The 17,639-nt window shown below is 68.8% G+C and carries 17 protein-coding genes; 2 read left to right on the top strand and 15 right to left on the bottom strand.

Annotated elements, in window-relative coordinates; genetic code table 11:
• From greA to bamE, 6 genes are all read right to left on the bottom strand, one after another.
• Entirely contained in the window at window positions 1-477 is a 477-nt protein-coding gene (gene greA, locus VA613_RS07710; RefSeq protein ID WP_324778521.1) for a transcription elongation factor GreA, read from the bottom strand.
• Between the two features lie 17 nt (window positions 478-494).
• Window positions 495-3,701, bottom strand: coding sequence for a carbamoyl-phosphate synthase large subunit (gene carB / locus VA613_RS07715; RefSeq protein ID WP_324778522.1), 3,207 nt, complete (start codon window positions 3,699-3,701; stop codon window positions 495-497).
• Between the two features lie 2 nt (window positions 3,702-3,703).
• Window positions 3,704-4,843, bottom strand: coding sequence for a glutamine-hydrolyzing carbamoyl-phosphate synthase small subunit (gene carA, locus VA613_RS07720; RefSeq protein WP_324778523.1), 1,140 nt, complete (start codon window positions 4,841-4,843; stop codon window positions 3,704-3,706).
• A gap of 131 nt (window positions 4,844-4,974) precedes the next feature.
• Complete coding sequence (locus VA613_RS07725) at window positions 4,975-5,229, bottom strand: glutaredoxin domain-containing protein (RefSeq protein ID WP_324778524.1); 255 nt, start codon at window positions 5,227-5,229, stop codon at window positions 4,975-4,977.
• 27 nt (window positions 5,230-5,256) lie between these two features.
• A complete protein-coding gene (dapB, locus tag VA613_RS07730; RefSeq protein WP_324778525.1) occupies window positions 5,257-6,060 on the bottom strand; it encodes a 4-hydroxy-tetrahydrodipicolinate reductase in 804 nt (267 codons plus the stop codon).
• Window positions 6,057-7,241, bottom strand: a complete 1,185-nt coding sequence (gene bamE, locus VA613_RS07735) for an outer membrane protein assembly factor BamE domain-containing protein (RefSeq protein WP_324778526.1) — start codon at window positions 7,239-7,241, stop codon at window positions 6,057-6,059. Before bamE ends, dapB begins: the two co-directional genes overlap by 4 nt.
• Window positions 7,242-7,320: 79 nt before the next feature.
• On the opposite strand from bamE, the gene fur reads away from it, so the two are divergent.
• A complete protein-coding gene (fur, locus tag VA613_RS07740) occupies window positions 7,321-7,770 on the top strand; it encodes a ferric iron uptake transcriptional regulator (protein ID WP_324778527.1) in 450 nt (149 codons plus the stop codon).
• Here the strand turns inward: fur and VA613_RS07745 are convergent.
• The 5 genes from VA613_RS07745 to VA613_RS07765 are packed head-to-tail and all read right to left on the bottom strand — an operon-like array spanning window position 7,758 to window position 11,473.
• A complete protein-coding gene (locus tag VA613_RS07745) occupies window positions 7,758-8,621 on the bottom strand; it encodes a cobalamin-binding protein (RefSeq protein WP_324778528.1) in 864 nt (287 codons plus the stop codon). The two genes, fur and VA613_RS07745, sit on opposite strands and share 13 nt — an antisense overlap.
• Window positions 8,618-9,211 (bottom strand): histidine phosphatase family protein, encoded by a 594-nt coding sequence (locus VA613_RS07750; protein WP_324778529.1) that lies wholly within the window; start codon window positions 9,209-9,211, stop codon window positions 8,618-8,620. The genes VA613_RS07745 and VA613_RS07750 overlap by 4 nt, the downstream gene beginning before the upstream one ends.
• A complete protein-coding gene (gene proB / locus VA613_RS07755; RefSeq protein ID WP_324778530.1) occupies window positions 9,208-10,329 on the bottom strand; it encodes a glutamate 5-kinase in 1,122 nt (373 codons plus the stop codon). The genes VA613_RS07750 and proB overlap by 4 nt, the downstream gene beginning before the upstream one ends.
• The gene (locus VA613_RS07760) at window positions 10,329-10,826 is read right to left on the bottom strand and encodes a CNP1-like family protein (protein ID WP_324778531.1); all 498 of its coding nucleotides are present in this window, start codon (window positions 10,824-10,826) and stop codon (window positions 10,329-10,331) included. Before VA613_RS07760 ends, proB begins: the two co-directional genes overlap by 1 nt.
• 59 nt (window positions 10,827-10,885) lie before the next feature.
• The gene (locus VA613_RS07765; RefSeq protein WP_324778532.1) at window positions 10,886-11,473 is read right to left on the bottom strand and encodes an NAD(P)H-dependent oxidoreductase; all 588 of its coding nucleotides are present in this window, start codon (window positions 11,471-11,473) and stop codon (window positions 10,886-10,888) included.
• 108 nt (window positions 11,474-11,581) lie between these two features.
• Between VA613_RS07765 and VA613_RS07770 the strand changes: the two genes are divergently transcribed.
• On the top strand, window positions 11,582-12,481 hold the full coding sequence (locus VA613_RS07770; RefSeq protein WP_324778533.1) for a cation diffusion facilitator family transporter: 900 nt from the start codon (window positions 11,582-11,584) through the stop codon (window positions 12,479-12,481).
• 10 nt (window positions 12,482-12,491) lie between these two features.
• Here the strand turns inward: VA613_RS07770 and VA613_RS07775 are convergent, their stop codons facing one another.
• The 4 genes from VA613_RS07775 to VA613_RS07790 form a co-directional block, all read right to left on the bottom strand.
• On the bottom strand, window positions 12,492-12,866 hold the full coding sequence (locus VA613_RS07775) for a DUF2784 domain-containing protein (protein WP_324778534.1): 375 nt from the start codon (window positions 12,864-12,866) through the stop codon (window positions 12,492-12,494).
• Window positions 12,863-15,433 carry a cation-translocating P-type ATPase gene (locus VA613_RS07780; RefSeq protein WP_324778535.1) on the bottom strand — a complete coding sequence of 857 codons (2,571 nt, stop codon included), beginning with the start codon at window positions 15,431-15,433 and terminating at the stop codon, window positions 12,863-12,865. The genes VA613_RS07775 and VA613_RS07780 overlap by 4 nt, the downstream gene beginning before the upstream one ends.
• Before the next feature lie 63 nt (window positions 15,434-15,496).
• Window positions 15,497-16,354 (bottom strand): pirin family protein, encoded by an 858-nt coding sequence (locus tag VA613_RS07785; protein WP_324778536.1) that lies wholly within the window; start codon window positions 16,352-16,354, stop codon window positions 15,497-15,499.
• Window positions 16,355-16,411: 57 nt separating this feature from the next.
• The gene (locus VA613_RS07790; protein ID WP_324778537.1) at window positions 16,412-17,617 is read right to left on the bottom strand and encodes a cyclopropane-fatty-acyl-phospholipid synthase family protein; all 1,206 of its coding nucleotides are present in this window, start codon (window positions 17,615-17,617) and stop codon (window positions 16,412-16,414) included.
• Window positions 17,618-17,639 lie beyond the last annotated feature (22 nt).

Below are 17,639 nucleotides of genomic sequence, written 5' to 3' on the forward strand. Positions count from 1 at the left end.
CTACTTGTACAGCACGTCCAGCACTTCGTACTGGCGCACGCCGCCCGGCGCCTGCACGTCGACGCTGTCGCCGGTGTACTTGCCGATCAGCGCGCGGGCGATGGGCGAAGATACGGAAATCTTGCCCTGCTTGATGTCCGCCTCGTCGTCGCCGACGATCTGGTAGGTCACCACGTCGCCGGATTCCGCATCCTCGAGTTCGACGGTGGCGCCGAACACGATGCGCCCGTCGGCATCGACCGTGGCCGGATCGATGATCTGCGCGTTCGACAGCTTGCCCTCCAGCTCGGCGATGCGCCCTTCGATGAAGCCCTGCTTTTCCTTGGCCGCATCGTACTCGGCGTTTTCCGACAAGTCGCCCTGCGCACGCGCCTCGGCGATCGCCTGGATCACGGCGGGCCGCTCCACGCTTTTGAGATGTTGCAGTTCGAGGCGCAGCTTTTCGGCACCGACGACGGTGAGAGGAACCTTGTTCACAACCTTACCTTTAGAGTTCAGTGCAGGCGCTTGTGCAGCGTCTGCAGGGAATACACCTTGAGTTCATTGCCGTGCTGCATGCCCATGCACGCGGCACGCGCACCCGCCAGCGTGGTGAAGTAGACTACCCGGCGCGCCAGCGCCTCGGCGCGGATGGCATAGGAATCCTTGACCGCCTTCTTGTCTTCCACGACGTTGACGATGAAGTCGATGTCGCCGTTCTTGATCATGTCGACGATGTGCGGCCGGCCTTCCATGACCTTGTTGACGATGGCCACCGGAATGCCGGCGGACTCGATCGTGTGCGCGGTGCCGCGGGTGGCGACCACGTTGAAGCCCAGATCGTGCAGCATCTGTGCCACTTCGATCACCGCGGCACGGTCACCCGAGCGCACGCTGACGAAGGCGCGCCCGCCCGGTTTCGGCAGCTCGGAGCTCGACGCCAGCTGCGACTTGACGAAGGCCTCGCCGAAATTGTCACCGACGCCCATGACCTCGCCGGTCGATTTCATCTCGGGTCCGAGGATGGTGTCGACGCCGGGGAACTTGCGGAACGGGAACACCGCCTCCTTGACCGAGTAATACGGCGGGATGATCTCCTTCTCGAAGCCCTGCGACTTCAGCGAGATGCCGGCCATCGCGCGCGCGGCGATCTTCGCCAGCGGCGCACCGATCGCCTTGGAGACATAGGGCACGGTGCGCGACGCGCGGGGGTTCACCTCGAGCACGTAGACGGTGTCGCCCTGGATCGCGAACTGCACGTTCATCAGGCCGCAGACCTTGAGCGCCTTCGCCATCGCCACCGTCTGGCGGCGCAGCTCGTCCTGAACGTCCTTCGACAGGCTGTACGGCGGCAGCGAGCACGCGGAGTCGCCCGAGTGCACCCCGGCCTGCTCGATGTGCTGCATGATGCCGCCGATCACGACCTGCTCGCCGTCGGAGAGCGCATCCACATCGACCTCGATGGCGTCGTTGAGGAAGCGGTCGAGCAGCACCGGCGACTTGTTGGAGACCTTGACCGCCTCGGTCATGTAGCGGACGAGGTCGGCTTCCTCGCGCACGATTTCCATTGCGCGGCCGCCCAGCACGTAGGACGGGCGAACCACCAGGGGGTAACCGATTTCGGCGGCCATGCGCAGCGCGCTCTCAGGGGTACGCGCGGTCCGGTTGGGCGGCTGCTTCAAGCCGAGGTCGTGCAGCATCTGCTGGAAGCGCTCGCGGTCTTCGGCGGCGTCGATCATGTCGGGGCTGGTGCCGATGATGGGCACGCCATTGCGTTCCAGATCGCGCGCCAGCTTCAACGGGGTCTGGCCGCCGTACTGCACGATCACGCCGAAGGGCTTCTCGATGCGCACGATCTCCAGCACGTCTTCCAGCGTCAGCGGCTCGAAGTACAGACGGTCGGAGGTGTCGTAGTCGGTCGACACGGTCTCCGGGTTGCAGTTGACCATGATGGTCTCGAAGCCGTTCTCGCGCAGCGCCAGCGCCGCGTGCACGCAGCAATAGTCGAACTCGATGCCCTGGCCGATGCGGTTCGGCCCGCCGCCCAGCACCATGACCTTCTTCGCGTCGCTCGGGTGCGCCTCGCACTCTTCCTCGTAGGTCGAGTACATGTAGGCGGTCTGCGTGGCGAACTCCGCGGCGCAGGTATCGACGCGCTTGTAGACCGGATGCAGCGCCAGTTCGTGGCGGCGAGCACGCACCGCGTGCTGGTCGGTGTCGAGCAGCCTGGCCAGGCGGCGATCGGAGAAGCCGGCGCGCTTCAGCTCGCGCAACTCGTCACGGCCAAGATCCTTCAGCGCGCGCCCGGCGAGCGACGTTTCCATCTCGATCAGGCGCTGGATCTGGTCGAGGAACCACGGGTCGATCTTCGACACCGCATGCACTTCCTCCAGGCTCATGCCGACACGGAAGGCGTCGCCGACGTACCAGATCCGCTCCGGTCCCGGCGACATCAGCTCGGCCTCGATCTCCTCGCGGTCGGCCGTCTTCGGATCAAAGCCGTCGGCGCCGACTTCCAGCCCGCGCAGCGCCTTCTGCAGCGATTCCTGGAAGCTGCGGCCCATCGCCATCACTTCGCCCACCGACTTCATCTGCGTGGTCAGGCGATCGTCGGCCTGCGGGAATTTCTCGAACGCGAAGCGCGGCACCTTGGTGACGACGTAATCGATCGACGGCTCGAAGGAAGCCGGGGTCGCGCCGCCGGTAATGTCGTTCTGCAGTTCGTCGAGGGTGTAGCCCACTGCGAGCTTCGCCGCAACCTTGGCGATCGGGAAGCCGGTCGCCTTCGACGCCAGCGCCGACGAACGCGACACGCGCGGGTTCATCTCGATCACCACCATGCGGCCGTCGGCCGGGTTGATCGAGAACTGCACGTTGGAACCGCCGGTGTCGACGCCGATCTCGCGCAGCACCGCGAGGCTGGCGTTGCGCATGATCTGGTATTCCTTGTCGGTCAGCGTCTGCGCCGGCGCGACGGTAATCGAGTCGCCGGTGTGCACGCCCATCGGGTCGAAGTTCTCGATCGAGCAGACGATGATGCAGTTGTCCTTGCGATCGCGCACGACCTCCATCTCATACTCTTTCCAGCCGAGCAGCGATTCCTCGATCAGCAGCTCGTGCGTCGGCGACGCCTCGAGGCCGCGCTCGCAGATGGCGACGAATTCATCCTTGTTGTAGGCGATGCCGCCGCCCGATCCGCCCATGGTGAAGGAGGGCCGGATGATGGTCGGGAAGCCGAGCGCGGCCTGCACCTGCAGCGCCTCCTCCATGCTGTGGGCGATCGACGAGCGCGCCGAGCCGAGGCCCAGCTTGGTCATCGCCGCCTTGAACTTCTCGCGGTCCTCGGCCTTGTCGATCGCCTCCTTGGAGGCACCGATCATCTCGACGCCGTACTTTTCCAGCACGCCGTGCCGGGCGAGGTCGAGCGCGCAGTTCAGCGCGGTCTGCCCGCCCATGGTCGGCAGCAGCGCGTCGGGGCGCTCCTGCTCGATGATCTTCTCGACCACCTGCCAGGAGATCGGCTCGATGTAGGTGACGTCGGCCATGTCCGGGTCGGTCATGATCGTCGCCGGGTTGCTGTTGACGAGGATGACCTTGTAGCCCTCCTCGCGCAGCGCCTTGCAGGCCTGCGCGCCGGAGTAGTCGAATTCGCACGCCTGCCCGATGACGATGGGGCCGGCGCCGATGATGAGGATGCTATGAATGTCTGTGCGCTTGGGCATGATCAGGGCGCCTTGGCGTGGTCAGCCATCAGCTGGATGAATCGGTCGAACAAATAACCCACGTCGTGCGGACCCGGGCTCGCCTCGGGATGGCCCTGGAAGCTGAACGCCGGTGCGTCGGTGCGGGCGATGCCCTGCAGCGAGCCGTCGAACAGCGAGACGTGCGTCGAGCGCAGGTTGGCGGGCAGCGTCCCCGCATCGACGGCGAAGCCGTGGTTCTGGCTGGTGATGGCGACGCGTCCGCTGTCGAGATCCTTGACCGGATGGTTGGCGCCGTGATGGCCGAACTTCATCTTGATGGTCTTCGCGCCGGACGCCAGCGCCAGCAGCTGGTGGCCGAGACAGATGCCGAAGAGCGGAATCTTCGCCGCCACGAACTGCTCGATCGCACGGATCGCGTAATCGCACGGCTCGGGATCGCCGGGACCATTGGAAAGGAAGACGCCATCGGGCTTGAGCGCCAGCGCCTGCTCCGCGGTGGCTGTCGCCGGCAGCACGGTCAGGCGGCAGCCCCGCTCGGCCAGCATGCGCAGGATATTGCGCTTGACGCCATAGTCGAACGCGACGACATGAAAGCGCGGCGCGGTCTGCTTGCCGTAGCCGGTGCCGAGCTTCCATTCGGTCTCGGTCCACTCGTAGGCGGCCGGCGCCGTCACCACCTTGGCCAGATCCATGCCGGCCAGCCCTGGGAACGCACGCGCAGCCTCGAGCGCCTTCGCCTCGTCGGCCGCGCCCGCCATGATGCAGCCGGCCTGCGTGCCCTTTTCGCGCAGGATGCGGGTCAGGCGACGGGTGTCGATGTCGGCGATGGCGACGATGTTCTCGCCCTTGAGGTAGTCGGAGAGCGACTGGCCGGCGCGGAAGTTGGAATGCAGCCGCGGCAGGTCGCGCACGACCAGGCCGGCGGCGTGGATGCACCCCGCCTCGACGTCCTCGGCGTTGACGCCGGTGTTGCCGATGTGGGGATAGGTCAGGGTGACGATCTGCCGCGAATACGAGGGGTCGGTGAGGATCTCCTGGTATCCCGTGAGCGCGGTATTGAAAACCACCTCGCCGGTCGTGATGCCGTCGGCACCGATCGAGCGGCCGCGAAACACCGAGCCGTCAGCTAGAACCAGGATGGCGGGTTGGGCAGAGGACAAGGAACACTCCGAAAGGCAGGTGACAAAATTCAGGCGAGTCGCTCGCGCGAACCCGCCTGAATTTGAATGCCCGCATTGTAGCCGATCCGGGAGGCGGCTTCAATGCTTGCCACCGCCTCCGCGCGCCCTTTTCAGGGCTGCAAATGGTCCAGCCCGCCGTCCATGTCGAGTTCGGTCAGCTCGGTGAAGCCGCCGATGCATTTGCCGTCGACGACGATCTGCGGCACGGTGCGGGCGCCGTTCGTAACCACGGCGAATTCCTTCATCGCCTCGCGGTCGAGGTCGATGCGGACCTCGTCGTAGCCGATGCCGCGCTTGTCGAGGAAGGCCTTGGCCTTGACGCAGATGGGACAGGTGCCGGTGCTGTAGACCTTGACGGCGTTCATGATGGTTTCCTGGTCGATGCGGTTAGGTTATTTCAGATTGAGCACGTCGCGCATGTCGTAGAGACCCGGTGCCCTGCCCTGCAGCCACTTGGCTGCGCGCAGCGCGCCCTGCGCGAAGGTGGCGCGGCTGCTCGCCTTGTGGGTCAGCTCGACGCGCTCGCCGATGCCGGCGAACAAGAGCGTATGGTCGCCGACGATGTCGCCGCCGCGCACGGTGGCGAAGCCGATCGTCTTCGGGTCGCGCTCGCCGGTCACGCCCTCGCGGCCGTACACGGCGCAGCTCGCGAGATCACGGTCGATCGCGCGCGCGACCGCCTGCCCGAGGCCGAGCGCGGTGCCGGACGGCGCGTCGACCTTGTGGCGGTGGTGCGCCTCGATGATCTCGATGTCGTAGCCGTCCTCCAGCACGCGGGCGGCGACCTCGGCCAGCTTCATCAGCAGGTTCACGCCGACGCTCATGTTCGGCGCGAAGACGACGGGAATCCGCTGCGCCGCCGCCGCGATGCGGGCCTTGCCCGCTTCATCGAAGCCCGTGGTGCCGATCACCAGCGGCACTTTCCCGGCGACGCAGGCGTCGAGGTAGCCGAAGGTCGCCTCGGGGCGGGTGAAGTCGATCAGCGCCCGAGCGCCCGCGAGCGCCGCGGCCGGCTGGTCGGTCACACTGACGCCGCTGGCGGCCCCCCAGGCGGCGCCCGCATCCTGCCCCACCAGCGGGCTGCCGGGCCGATCGATGGCGGCGGCCAGCGCGCAGTCCGCGTCGGCGGCCACCGCCTCGAGCAGGGCGCGCCCCATGCGTCCGGACACGCCCGCGATCGCGATCCGCACGCTCACGGCCGGCCCTCCGTCGGCACGTCCAGCACCTTCTCCTCGGTGATCAGCCAGCGGCCATCGCGCTCGACCATGCGCAACTGCTTGCGCACGACGTCGTGGTAGCGGGCCGAGCGGTAGGCCTGCCTGAAGGTCACCGTGGCCGTGCCGTCGTCGCCCTTCTCGACCGTCGGCGCATCGATTTTCACCTCGATGCGACCGGCCGCCGCCAGCGCCTGCCGCTTGCGCGCGGCCCAGGCATCGCGACTGGCGCCGCCCTCGGGGACGAAACTCGCATCGTAGGCCGCCAGATAGGCGGCGACATCTCGGTGCCGCCAGGCATCCGCCCAGGCGTTCACGGCGTTCAGCACCGGATCACCGGCCGACGGTGCCGACGGCTGCGCCTCCGGAAACGAGGGCATGGCGTCCGGCTTGAGCTGCGTGACGTCCGTTTCCGGCTTCAGGCTCAATTCGGGCGGGGTGCGCGGGTCGACGTAGGGCGGCGCCTCCGCCGGACTCGGCAGCGGCGCGACGACGCTCGTCTGCGCCGCGGTCGGCGCGGCGGCCGGTTCGGCTTTCACCGGCTCGTTCGCCGTCGCCGGGACGGCCTGCGCGGCAGGTGCGGCGGTCACCGGTTCCACGGACGCGCTCGTCGCGGCCGCAGGAGGCACCGGCTCCGCCTTGGCGGGCTCCGGTTGCGCGGCCAGCGCCGTCGCCGCGGGTGCCGGCGCTGACGCCACCGGCGCCGTCTGGACGATTGGTTCGGCAGGACGCGCCGCTTCGGCGGGGGGCGTTCCGGTTGCCGCCGCGACAGCCGGTTCCGCTACGGCCCCGGCGGCGGCAGGCGCGGCTTGCGGCGCGACGGGCGGCGCCGAGTGCAGGACCTGTTCGGGCACGTCGCCCTCGATGCGCGCCAGCGTGTCACCGTCGAAGTAAAGCGTGATGTGCTTCTGTTCGGTCAGGTTCCCGGCCTTGTAGAAGAGGTAGACGTAATCCCAGCGGTCCGTGCGGAAGGGGTCGACGACCAGCGGCGTGCCCAGCAGGAAGCGGACTTGCGAGCGATTCAGGCCGAGCTTCAGGCGGGCGACGTTTTCCTGGTCGAGCGCATTGCCCTGCTGCACGTCGATGCGGTGCGGGGCGACATGGAAGCTGGAGCATCCCGCGAGCAGGCTCAAAAGCAGGGCAGAAGACAGGACACGACGCATGGCCAGGAAACCGGAAAGGTTGGGGCGGTTGGAAAAAAACGTATCATAACGTATTCGCGTTCCCGTTCTGGAGCCCCCGTTGAGCAATCCGTCCGATCTCAAGAGCATCGGTCTCAAAGCCACCCTGCCCCGCCTGAAAATCCTCGACCTGTTCGAGCAGAGCAGCAAGCGGCACATGACCGCCGAAGAGGTCTATCGGCTTCTGTCCGACGAAGGCCAGGACATCGGCCTCGCCACGGTCTATCGCGTCCTGACGCAGTTCGAGCAGGCCGGGCTGCTGATCCGCCACCATTTCGACAGCGACAAGGCGGTGTTCGAGCTCAACCAGGGCGACCATCACGACCACCTCGTGTGCCTCCAGTGCGGCAAGGTCGAGGAATTCGTCGACAGCGAGATCGAGAAGCGCCAGCACCGCATCGCCAAGGAGCGCGGCTTCGCAATCCGCGATCACTCGCTGCAGATCTACGCCGACTGCGTCAAGGAAAACTGCCCCAACCGCAAAGCGGGTGACCCGCGTCAGCGGGGATAAGGTTCAAGTGCTGCGCACAGGGCGGCAACACCGTCGGCCAGGCGCGGCGTCAGGCGATGCAGGCGGTCGGCATCGATCCTCACGAAGGCCTGCTTCTGCACCGCCGGCAGGCGGGCAAACCGCTTCCATGCCCATCGCACGTCCGGCGCGTCGCTGCCGCTCGCGATGACGTCGGGTGCGCGTGCCAGCACGGCCTCGCGCGAGACCACCGGCGCGAGCGCCGCGACGTCGGCAAAGACGTTGCGGGCGCCGCACAGCGCCAGCGCATCACTGATCCAGTGCGTGCCGCCGACCGTGATCAGCGGCCGATCCCATAACTCGTAGAAGACTTTCACCGGCGTCCTGCCCGCACGCGCTGCGCGGAGCGCGTCGATCCGTGCGGTATACGCCGCGGCCGCCGCCTGGGCCATTTCGACATGACCGCTCGCCTGCCCCAGCAGCCGCAGCAACCGCGCCACATCGTCGAGCCGGGTCGCGCGGGTATGCAGGACGGGGACCCCCAGCGTTTCCAGGCGATGAATGTCCACGGCCCGATTGCCATCCACCCAGACCACGACCAGATCAGGCTTCAGCGCCAGCACACGCTCGAAGTTGACGCGTGTGGCGTCGCCCACGCGCGGCAGCGTCCGCGCCGCCGGCGGATAGTCGCTGGCGCTGTCCACGCCCGCCAGCTGAGCACCGGCGCCGGCCGCGAACAGGAGCTCCGTGAGATGCGGCGCCAGCGAGACGATGCGTCGCGGCGTCCGGGGCAGATCGACGACGCGCCCGACGTCGTCGACCAGGCGGATCGCCGCCGACTGCGCCGGCAGCGCGAGCGCGAAGCACAGGCAGAGAAGCGCGCGGCGGATCACCGCTCGACGCGCGAGCTGCCGTGAAAGACCAGGCTGGCGCGGCCATCGTCGAAGCGCAGCCGCGTCAGCGTGGCGGTCGCCACTTCGATGCGGTAGGCGTTTTCCAGCGGGAGCTGCAGCGCCCAGCCGAGCGCCATCCGCATGACGCCGGCATGCCCCACCAGCAGGATGTGCTCGCCGGTGAAGCGGCGGAGCAGGTCGTCCAGCGCCGCGGCGACGCGCGCGTGGAAATCGGCGAGCGGCTCGGCACCCGCCGGCCGGGCGTTGACCGGGTCAGCCTTGAAACGGGCCAGCGTGCCGGGGGCCTCGGCCTCGATCTCGGCGGCCGACTTGCCCTCCCACACCCCGAAACCGACTTCCTTCAGGCGCTCATCGAAGGCGAGCGGCAGTCCATGGCGCGACGCGAGTGTCTCGGCAAACGCGCGGCAGCGCAGGAGCGGCGAGGACACGATGCGCGACCACGGGGCGTGCTCGCCCACCGCGGCGTGCATCTGTGCCCATCCCTTCTCCGAGAGCGGATCGTCGACCTGGCCCCGATAGCGGCGCCCGCCGACGGGTTCGCCGTGGCGCATCAGGTCGAGCGTCGTCACCCCAGCACCACCAGATTGTCGCGGTGGATCAGCTCGGGCTCGTCCATGTAGCCGAGCTCGGACTCGATCGCGGATGATGGCTTGCCGGCGATGCGGCGCGCCTCGCTGGCGCTGTAGTTGGTCAGTCCACGGGCGACTTCGCGGCCCGCATCGTCGACGACGGCGACGACTTCGCCGCGCTCGAATTCGCCGGTGATGCCCTTCACGCCGACCGGCAGCAGGCTCTTGCCGTCCTCGCGCAGGGCGCGCACGGCACCCGCATCGAGCACTACGCCGCCGCGCAGCTGCAAGTGGTCGGCCAGCCATTGCCGGCGGGCGGCGAGCGGCGCCTGGCGCGCCACCAGCTGGCTGCCGATTGACTCGCCAGCGGCCAGCCGTAGCAGCACGCGTTCTTCGCGCCCGCTGCAGATGATGGTATGCGCGCCGCTGCGTGCTGCGCGCTTGGCGGCGAGGATCTTCGTCAGCATGCCGCCGGTGCCGACGCTGCTGCCGGCGCCGCCGGCCATGCGCTCGAGCTCGGGGTCGCCGGCGTGGGCGTCCATCACCAGCGTCGCATCGGGATTCTTCCGCGGATCGGCCGTATACAGGCCGGGCTGGTCGGTCAGGATGATCAGGCAGTCGGCTTCGATCAGGTTGGTCACCAGCGCGCCGAGCGTGTCGTTGTCGCCGAGGCGGATCTCGTCGGTCGCGACCGTGTCGTTCTCGTTGATGATCGGCACCACGCGCAGCTCGAGCAGCGTACGCAGGGTCGAACGGGCGTTGAGGTAGCGCGTGCGGTCCGCCAGGTCCTCGTGGGTCAGCAGCACCTGCGCGGCGTGCAGGCCGTGGGTGCGGAAGATCGACTCGTAGGCCTGCACCAGGCCCATCTGACCGACCGCGGCCGCGGCCTGCAGCTCGTTGACCGCCTTCGGCCGCTTCTTCCAGCCCAGCCGCGCGATGCCCTCGGCGATCGCGCCCGACGAAACCAGTACCACCTCCTTGCCCTGGGCGGACAGCGCGGCGATCTGCTCGGCCCAGCGCGACAGCGCGGCGTGATCGAGCCCGCGCCCCTCGGCCGTGACCAGGCTGGAGCCGACCTTGACGACGATCCGGCGCGCGTGCTTCACGACGGACTGCATCAGCGCGCCCCGCGCCGCAAGCTGTTCACGGCCTGCTTGGCGTCGCGGACGGTGATGCCGCCGGGACAGAAATGGTCTTCGTAAAGCGCCTTCCGATAGGACAGCAGCGAGCGCATGCGGATCGGCTCCCAGCCGGCATTGCGCGCCTTCGACCAGGTCCCGTCCGGATGGCCGTAGGCATACAGGCGGCGCTCGCCGGTTTCGCAGCGGATGCCCTCGTAGGAGACGTTGGTCGCCCCGCCCGCGGCCTTGACCACGACCGTGTAGCGCACGACCTGGTCGGCCCCGACGCTGATCGAATCGGCGTCGACGAAGAAGCGGTTGCTCGTCGCCGACGACACGTTGAACGGCAGCAGGTTCGCGTCCTTCGGGTAGGGCGGCAGCTTGGCCGCCACCTCGGACCAGGGCTTGTCGTCGGAAAAGTCGTGTTCGATGTCGATCCACGCCGCGTGGGCGGCGAGCGGGAGGCACAGGAGCAAGGCGGGCAGGAGTCTCATGCCCGGCATTTTATTGGTTCGCCCGCGCGCTGTCTGCAGGAAAAGTGGCCGGCCGCGTGTCAGCCAAGGGGCTTGCGCACGCGCTCGGGCGCCGCATGCCGGCATGGCCCGGCCGCGATGACCAGCGCCGGCGTCTCGCCGGGCGGCAGGTCGAGGGCGGCGGCGAGCGCCACCTCGTCGAAGCCGCCGATCGGGCAGCTTCCCAGCCCCATGTGCGCGGCCTGCAACAGCATGTGCGCCGCGGCGAAATTGCACTGCCCGACGGCCCAGGCGCCGATCGAATCGGGGTGATGGAACGCACGGTAGGCCGCATGGATCGGCGCCGGATCCTGCCCGCGCGCCTCGGCGGCGAGGCGGTCCCGCACGTAGTCGGCGGCCGGATCGAGCGCGGCGACCAGCGCGATGATCACGACCAGCGCGGGGGCGGTCTGCGCCGCCGGCTGGTCGAAGCAGGCGCGGGCCACCGCGCCGCGCCGCGCGACGCCGGTCACCGCGATGAAGCGCCAGGGCTCGAGGCCGAACGACGAAGGCGCCAGCCGTCCCGCCTCGAGCAGCAGGCGCAACTGTTCCGCAGTCGGCGGCCGGCCGGCGTCGAAATCGCGGCAGGCGTAGCGTTGCCGGATGGCTTCGTTGAGCGTGGGCATCATGGAATCGGCCTCGGGAAGATGCCTTCACCATAGCTTATCGGGCAGCGTGCGAGGCGACGCGGCGCCTGCGATACAATCCCGGGCGACCCGTCGATCAACCCTTCCGAGATGCTCCCTCCCGCCCTCAAACGCTACGCCTGGCTCTCCATCGCCGCCGCCCTCGCCACCATCGTGCTCAAGGGCGTCGCCTGGTGGCTCACCGGCTCGGTCGGCCTGCTGTCGGACGCGCTCGAATCCTTCGTCAACCTGGCCGGGGCCATGATGGCGCTGGCAATGCTCTCCCTCGCCGCGCTGCCCGCCGACGACAACCACGCGCACGGGCACGGCAAGGCGGAATACTTCTCCAGCGCGTTCGAAGGCTTCTTGATCCTCCTTGCCGCGAGCGGCATCGCCTATGCGGCGATCGAGCGCCTGCTGGCGCCCCAGCCGCTCGAGGCGGTCGGCATCGGCCTCGCGGTATCGGTCGCGGCGTCGGTCATCAACCTGCTCACCGGGCGCGTTCTGCTGAACGTCGGCCGCAAGTACAAGTCGATCACGCTGGAAGCCGACGCCCATCATCTGCTCACCGACGTCTGGACCTCGGTCGGCGTCATCGTCGGCGTCGGCCTGGTCTGGGCGACCGGCTGGCTGTGGCTCGATCCGGTGATCGCGCTGGCGGTCGCGCTCAACATCGTGTGGACCGGCTGGCAGCTGCTGCAACGCTCGGCGGCCGGCCTGATGGACGTCTCGCTGCCGGAAGAGGATGTCCGCGCGATCGAGGGCATCCTCGATCGCTATCGCCAGGACGGGCTGGAGTTCCACGCGCTGCGCACCCGCCAGGCGGGCACCCGCGCCTTCGTCTCCTTCCATCTGCTGGTGCCCGGGGCCTGGACCGTCCAGCACGGGCACGACTGGTCGGAACGCATCGAGGCCGACATCCGCGCAGCGATCGAGCACGCCCACATCACCACCCACCTCGAACCGAAGGAGGATCCGGTCTCGCTGGAGGACCAGCACCTCGACCGCTGAGACCAGCGGCTCAGGACCGCCTGCGCCGCCGCGCGTGCCAGACCCAGGCATAGGCAGCGAGATTGACGAGCACCACGATGACGCCCAGCGCCTGCTGGATGGCCGGCGTCAGGTGTTCGGGGTAGATGAGCGGAAGCAGGTAGCGCTCGACGAAGCCGCCGCCATAGGCACTGCCGCCGCCCAGCACGCGCAGACGGTTTTCCAGCGGCGTCAGCGGGCAGATCACGCCGCTGAACTCGACGAACGCGCCCCACGCCGCAGCCGGCAGATGCACCCAGGCCACGCGCGGCCAGCGACCGAGCAGAAAGCCGCCGGCCATGACGAATACGATGAAGAGCAGGTGCAGCACCACCAGGGCATCGGCCGCCAGCAGCGCCATGCTCATCTTCGACCGCCCCTAGCACGGCGCACCCACTTGAACAGTTCGAACCACGCAACCCCGATGCCGCCGGCCGCCAGCACCAGCAGCAGGTCGTCGACGTGGAGGACGCCGAAGCCGAACACATCTCGCAGCCACGGCACATAAAGCGCACAGCCGAGAAACGCGAGCGTGCCGGCGACCACCCGCCAGAGCGCCACGTTCGGGACGCGCAGCGATTGGCGCAAGGCCGTCGACCACGAGCGGTTCACCAGGATCAGCCACAGGTTGCCGGCCACCAGCGTGGCGAAGGTCAGCGCGCGCGCCGTGTCGGCGCCCTCCCCGCGCTGCAGCGCAAAGGCATACATGGCAGCAACCGCCAGAAACACCGTCGCCCCCTGCAGCAGCGACAGCAGCAGCGTGGGCAGGCTGAACAGCGGCACGTCGGGGCGCCTCGGCGGCCGCTGCATGCTGCCCGCCTCCTCGGGTTCGCCCTCGAAGACGATGGAGCACGCAGGATCGATGACGAGTTCCAGGAAGACGATGTGGACCGGCGCCAGCACCAGCGGCAGCCCGAACAGCAGCGGCAGCAGTGCCATCCCCGCGATCGGCACGTGCACGGCCAGAATGTAGGCCATCGCCTTGTGCAGGTTGGCGAAGATGCGGCGGCCGAGGCGGATCGCGTCGACGATGGCGGAAAAATCGTCATCGAGCAGGACGAGCGATGCCGCTTCGCGGGCGACGTCGGTGCCGCGCCCGCCCATGGCGATGCCGATGTGCGCCGCCTTCAGCGCGGGCGCGTCGTTGACCCCGTCTCCGGTCATCGCCACGACCTCCCCGTTGGCCTTGAAGGCCTCGACCAGGCGCAGCTTCTGCTCCGGCATCACGCGCGCGAAGACGTGGGTCGCCCGCAGGCGCTCCTGCAAGGCCGCGTCGTCGAGCCTGCCGATATCGGCGCCGGTGAGGATGCCGCCGGCGAGATCGATGCCGGCTTCGCGCGCGACCGCCTCGGCAGTGCCGGGGTAATCGCCGGTGATCATCGCGACCCGTACGCCAGCCTGGCGCGCGAGCCGGATCGACTCCGGCACGCGCGCGCGCACCCGGTCGGTCAGCGCGATCATGCCGAGAAAGACGAACGGAAAATCGTGCTGGATCGGCGGCAGGCGGGTGCCGGCGAAGGTCGCCCTGGCGACCGCCAGCACGCGCAGGCCCTGCTTGGCGAGCCGGTCGACCTGTTCCGCAAGCGCCGCCGTATCGGCCGCCGAGAAATGGCAGAGATCGGCGATCGCTTCCGGCGCCCCCTTCGCGGCCACCACGAACTCGTCGCGGCGGGTGGCCTGCCAGCCGTGCGACATCGCCAGCATCTCGCGGCTCAGCGGATAGTGCTGGACCAGTGTCCAGTCGTCGTGCAGGTGCTCGGTCCCGGCAAGATAACGGTCGGCGAGGCGGCGGAACGCCCTCTCCATCGGATCGAAGGGGTCCGACAGGCTGGCGAGCACGCTGAATTCGACCAGTTCGTGGAAACACTCGGGCAGCTCGCCGCCCTCGCCGTCGTCGACCCGGAAGGTTCCGTCGCGCGTCAGCAATTGTGCGACGGCCATGCGGTTTTCGGTGATCGTGCCGGTCTTGTCCGCGCACAGTACGGTGGCGGCCCCCAGCGTCTCGAGTGCCGGAATGCGCCGTGTCAGGACGCGGCTCCGCGAGATGCGCCACGCGCCGAGCGCGAGGAAGACCGTCAGCACGACCAGGAATTCCTGCGGCAGCAGCGAGATCGCGAGCGTGATCCCCGCCAGCAGGGCATCGAGCCAGCCGCCGCGCGTCAGGCCATAGAGGACGACGACCGCGCCGCACAGCACCGCGCCGAGCAGCGCGAACAGCCACATCAGCGCCCGCACCTGGCGCTGCATGGGGCTCGGCCCGGGGCGCAGCGCCTCGAGGGAGGTGCCGATCCGGCCCATCTCGGTACGCGGCCCGGTGGCGGTCACGCGGGCGATGCCCTGCCCCTGCACCACCAGCGTGCCGGAATACACCATCGGCGTATCGTCGCCACCGGGCCGCGGCGGCGGCGGCGCCGCGGCGCAGGGGGCCTTGCGCACCGGAACGGCTTCGCCGGTGAGCAGCGATTCGTCGATCTGCAGGCCGTTGCCCATCAACAGCAGCGCATCCGCCGGCACCCGGTCGCCCTCGGCGAGGAAGACGATGTCGTCCCGCACGACCTCGTGCCCGGCGATGCGCTGCTTCTCGCCGTCGCGCACCACCAGCGCGCGCGGGCTGCTGAGATCGCGCAGCGCCTGCAGCACGCGCTCGGTCTTGCGCGACTGGTAGAGCGTGATGCCCATCACCACGCAGACGAAGAACAGCAGCAGCAGCGCCTCGTGCAGGTCGCCCAGTACCAGGTAGATCGCGGTCGCGGCGAGCAGCAGCAGAAACATCGGCTCGCGGACGACTTCGAGCACGAGGCGCGCGATGCCATGTGCGTCGGCTTCGGGCAGCGCGTTCGGCCCATCCTGGGCCATGCGCTCCCGTACCTGGGCGGCCGTCAGCCCCCGGAAATCCGGCGTGTCACAGGACGGTGCGGCGGTGGGCGGGCTCACCCCGCCATCCTACGCCGCGCCCGCCGTTTCCGGAACGCGCGCGCGGGGGCAGGTTCGCGGGGCTCAACGGCCGGTCAGCGTGGCTTTCGCCTGCACCAGGCGGCCCGCCCGATAGTCGGCCAGCGCCTGTTCGATCTCCTCGCGGCTCGTCATCACGAAGGGGCCGTACTGCACGACCGGCTCGCCGAGCGGACGCCCCGCGACGAGGATGAAGCGCGCGCCCGCGGCGCCCGCCGTCAACTCGACCGTGTCACCCGGGCCCAGGACCGCGAGCGTGTGGGCGGGGAGCGCCTCGCCCGCGAGATGCGCGTCGCCTTCGAAGACGTAGGCGAAGGCGTTGCGTGCATCGTCGAGCGGATGGCGAAACCGGGCGGATGGCGGCAGGCCGACGTCGAGATAGAGGACGTCCGTCGCCGGATCGTCGATTACGCCGCGCTGGCCGCCGAACGTGCCCGCCAGCAGGCGCACGCGGGCGCCGTCCAGCGCGAGTTCCGGAATCGCCGACGCGGAAAATTCCTGGTAGGCCGGCGCCGACATCTTCTCCCGGGCGGGGAGATTGATCCAGAGCTGGAAGCCCCGCATCAGGCCGTCGTTCTGCTTGGGCATCTCCGAGTGGATGACGCCGCTGGCCGCCTTCATCCATTGCACGCCGCCGGCCTTGAGGTCGCCGCGGTTGCCCATGCTGTCGCGGTGCTCCATGTGGCCGTCGAGCATGTAGGTGAAGGTGATGAAGCCGCGGTGCGGATGATCGGGGAAGCCGGCGATGTACTCGTCCGGCTGGTCGCTGCCGAAATGGTCCAGCATCAGGAAGGGGTCGAGATGGCGCAGCGCGGGCGTGCCGATGCTGCGATGCACGGTCACGCCGGCCCCCTCGCTCACTTCGAGGGCCGGAACACGCTGGCGGATGGGGCGTGGGGTCATGGCGGGCTCCTTGGGCCACGCACGATCGCGCAGCCGCGAACGGCGGCGCGGCCGCGCTCAGCGGTAGATGAAGTCCCGCGTGTAGGGATAGTTCGGCTGGCTGCCGTGCACGCCCTTGCCGGCCAGCACCTGCCAGAGTTCCATCCAGCCGTGGTCGAAGGCGTAGGCCGAGCCCGCCATGTAGATCCGCCAGATGCGGTATTTCTGCTCGCCGATCAGGCGGCGCGCCTCGTCGGCACGCTGTTCCAGCCGGCCGACCCAGTGCCACAGCGTCCGCCCGTAGTGGGGACGCAGGTTTTCGCTGTCGAGGCACTCGAGTCCGCTGTGCGCGGCCGCGCGCAGGACTTCCGACGCATGAACCAGCTCGCCGCCGGGGAAGACGTAGTCGTCGATGAACTCCGAGATGCCGCTGCCCAGGCCGCCGGATTCGGTCGCCGCCGAGGTGATGCCGTGGTTCAGCACGAGCCCGCCCGGCTTGAGCAGGCTCATGATCTTGTCGAAATAGGTTGCGAGGTTCGCCCGCCCGACATGCTCGAACATGCCGACGCTGGCGATCTTGTCGTAGGCACCGGTCTCCGGGACGTCGCGGTAGTCCATCCTGCGCACCTCGACCCGGCCGGCAAGGCCGCGCGCGGCGATCTGCCCGGAAACATAGGCATGCTGGTCATCGGACAGCGTGATGCCGACGGCCTGCACGCCGTAGCGTTCGGCGGCGTGCAGCAGCAGGCCGCCCCAGCCGCAGCCGATGTCGAGAAAGCGCTCGCCGGGCTTGAGGTCGAGCTTGCGGCAGATGTGATCGAGCTTGGCCTCCTGGGCGGCGTCGAGGCTCATGTCGGGCGACCTGAAGTAGGCGCAGGAATAGACGCGCCGCGCGTCGAGCCAGAGACCGTAGAAGTCGTTGGAGACGTCGTAGTGGTACTGGATGTTGCGGCGGTCGGTGCTGCGGGTGTGGCGCCACCATTTCCAGCGGTCCGCGGACGGCTTCGGCTTCGCATGGGCCGCGTTGCACAAACGGTCGCCCAGGGCCAGGATGTCGCGGATGTTGCCGTCGAGATCGAGGTCGCCCTCGACATAGGCCCGCGCCAGTGCACCCATGCTGGGCGCGGCCATCGCCTTGAGGCTTGCGGCCTGGCGCAGCTTCACGCGCACGGCCGCGGCATCGCGCCTTCCCAGCTGCTGGCCGTTCCACAATTCGACCACGAGCGGAAGATCCGCGCCTTCCACCCGTCGCCGCACCTGATTCACCAACATCTGATCCAGCATCGCGCCCTCCTCTCAGGCCATG

Origin of the sequence: Thiobacillus sp. SCUT-2, from assembly GCF_035621355.1 — a bacterium.
GTDB classification, from domain to species: domain Bacteria; phylum Pseudomonadota; class Gammaproteobacteria; order Burkholderiales; family Thiobacillaceae; genus Thiobacillus; species Thiobacillus sedimenti.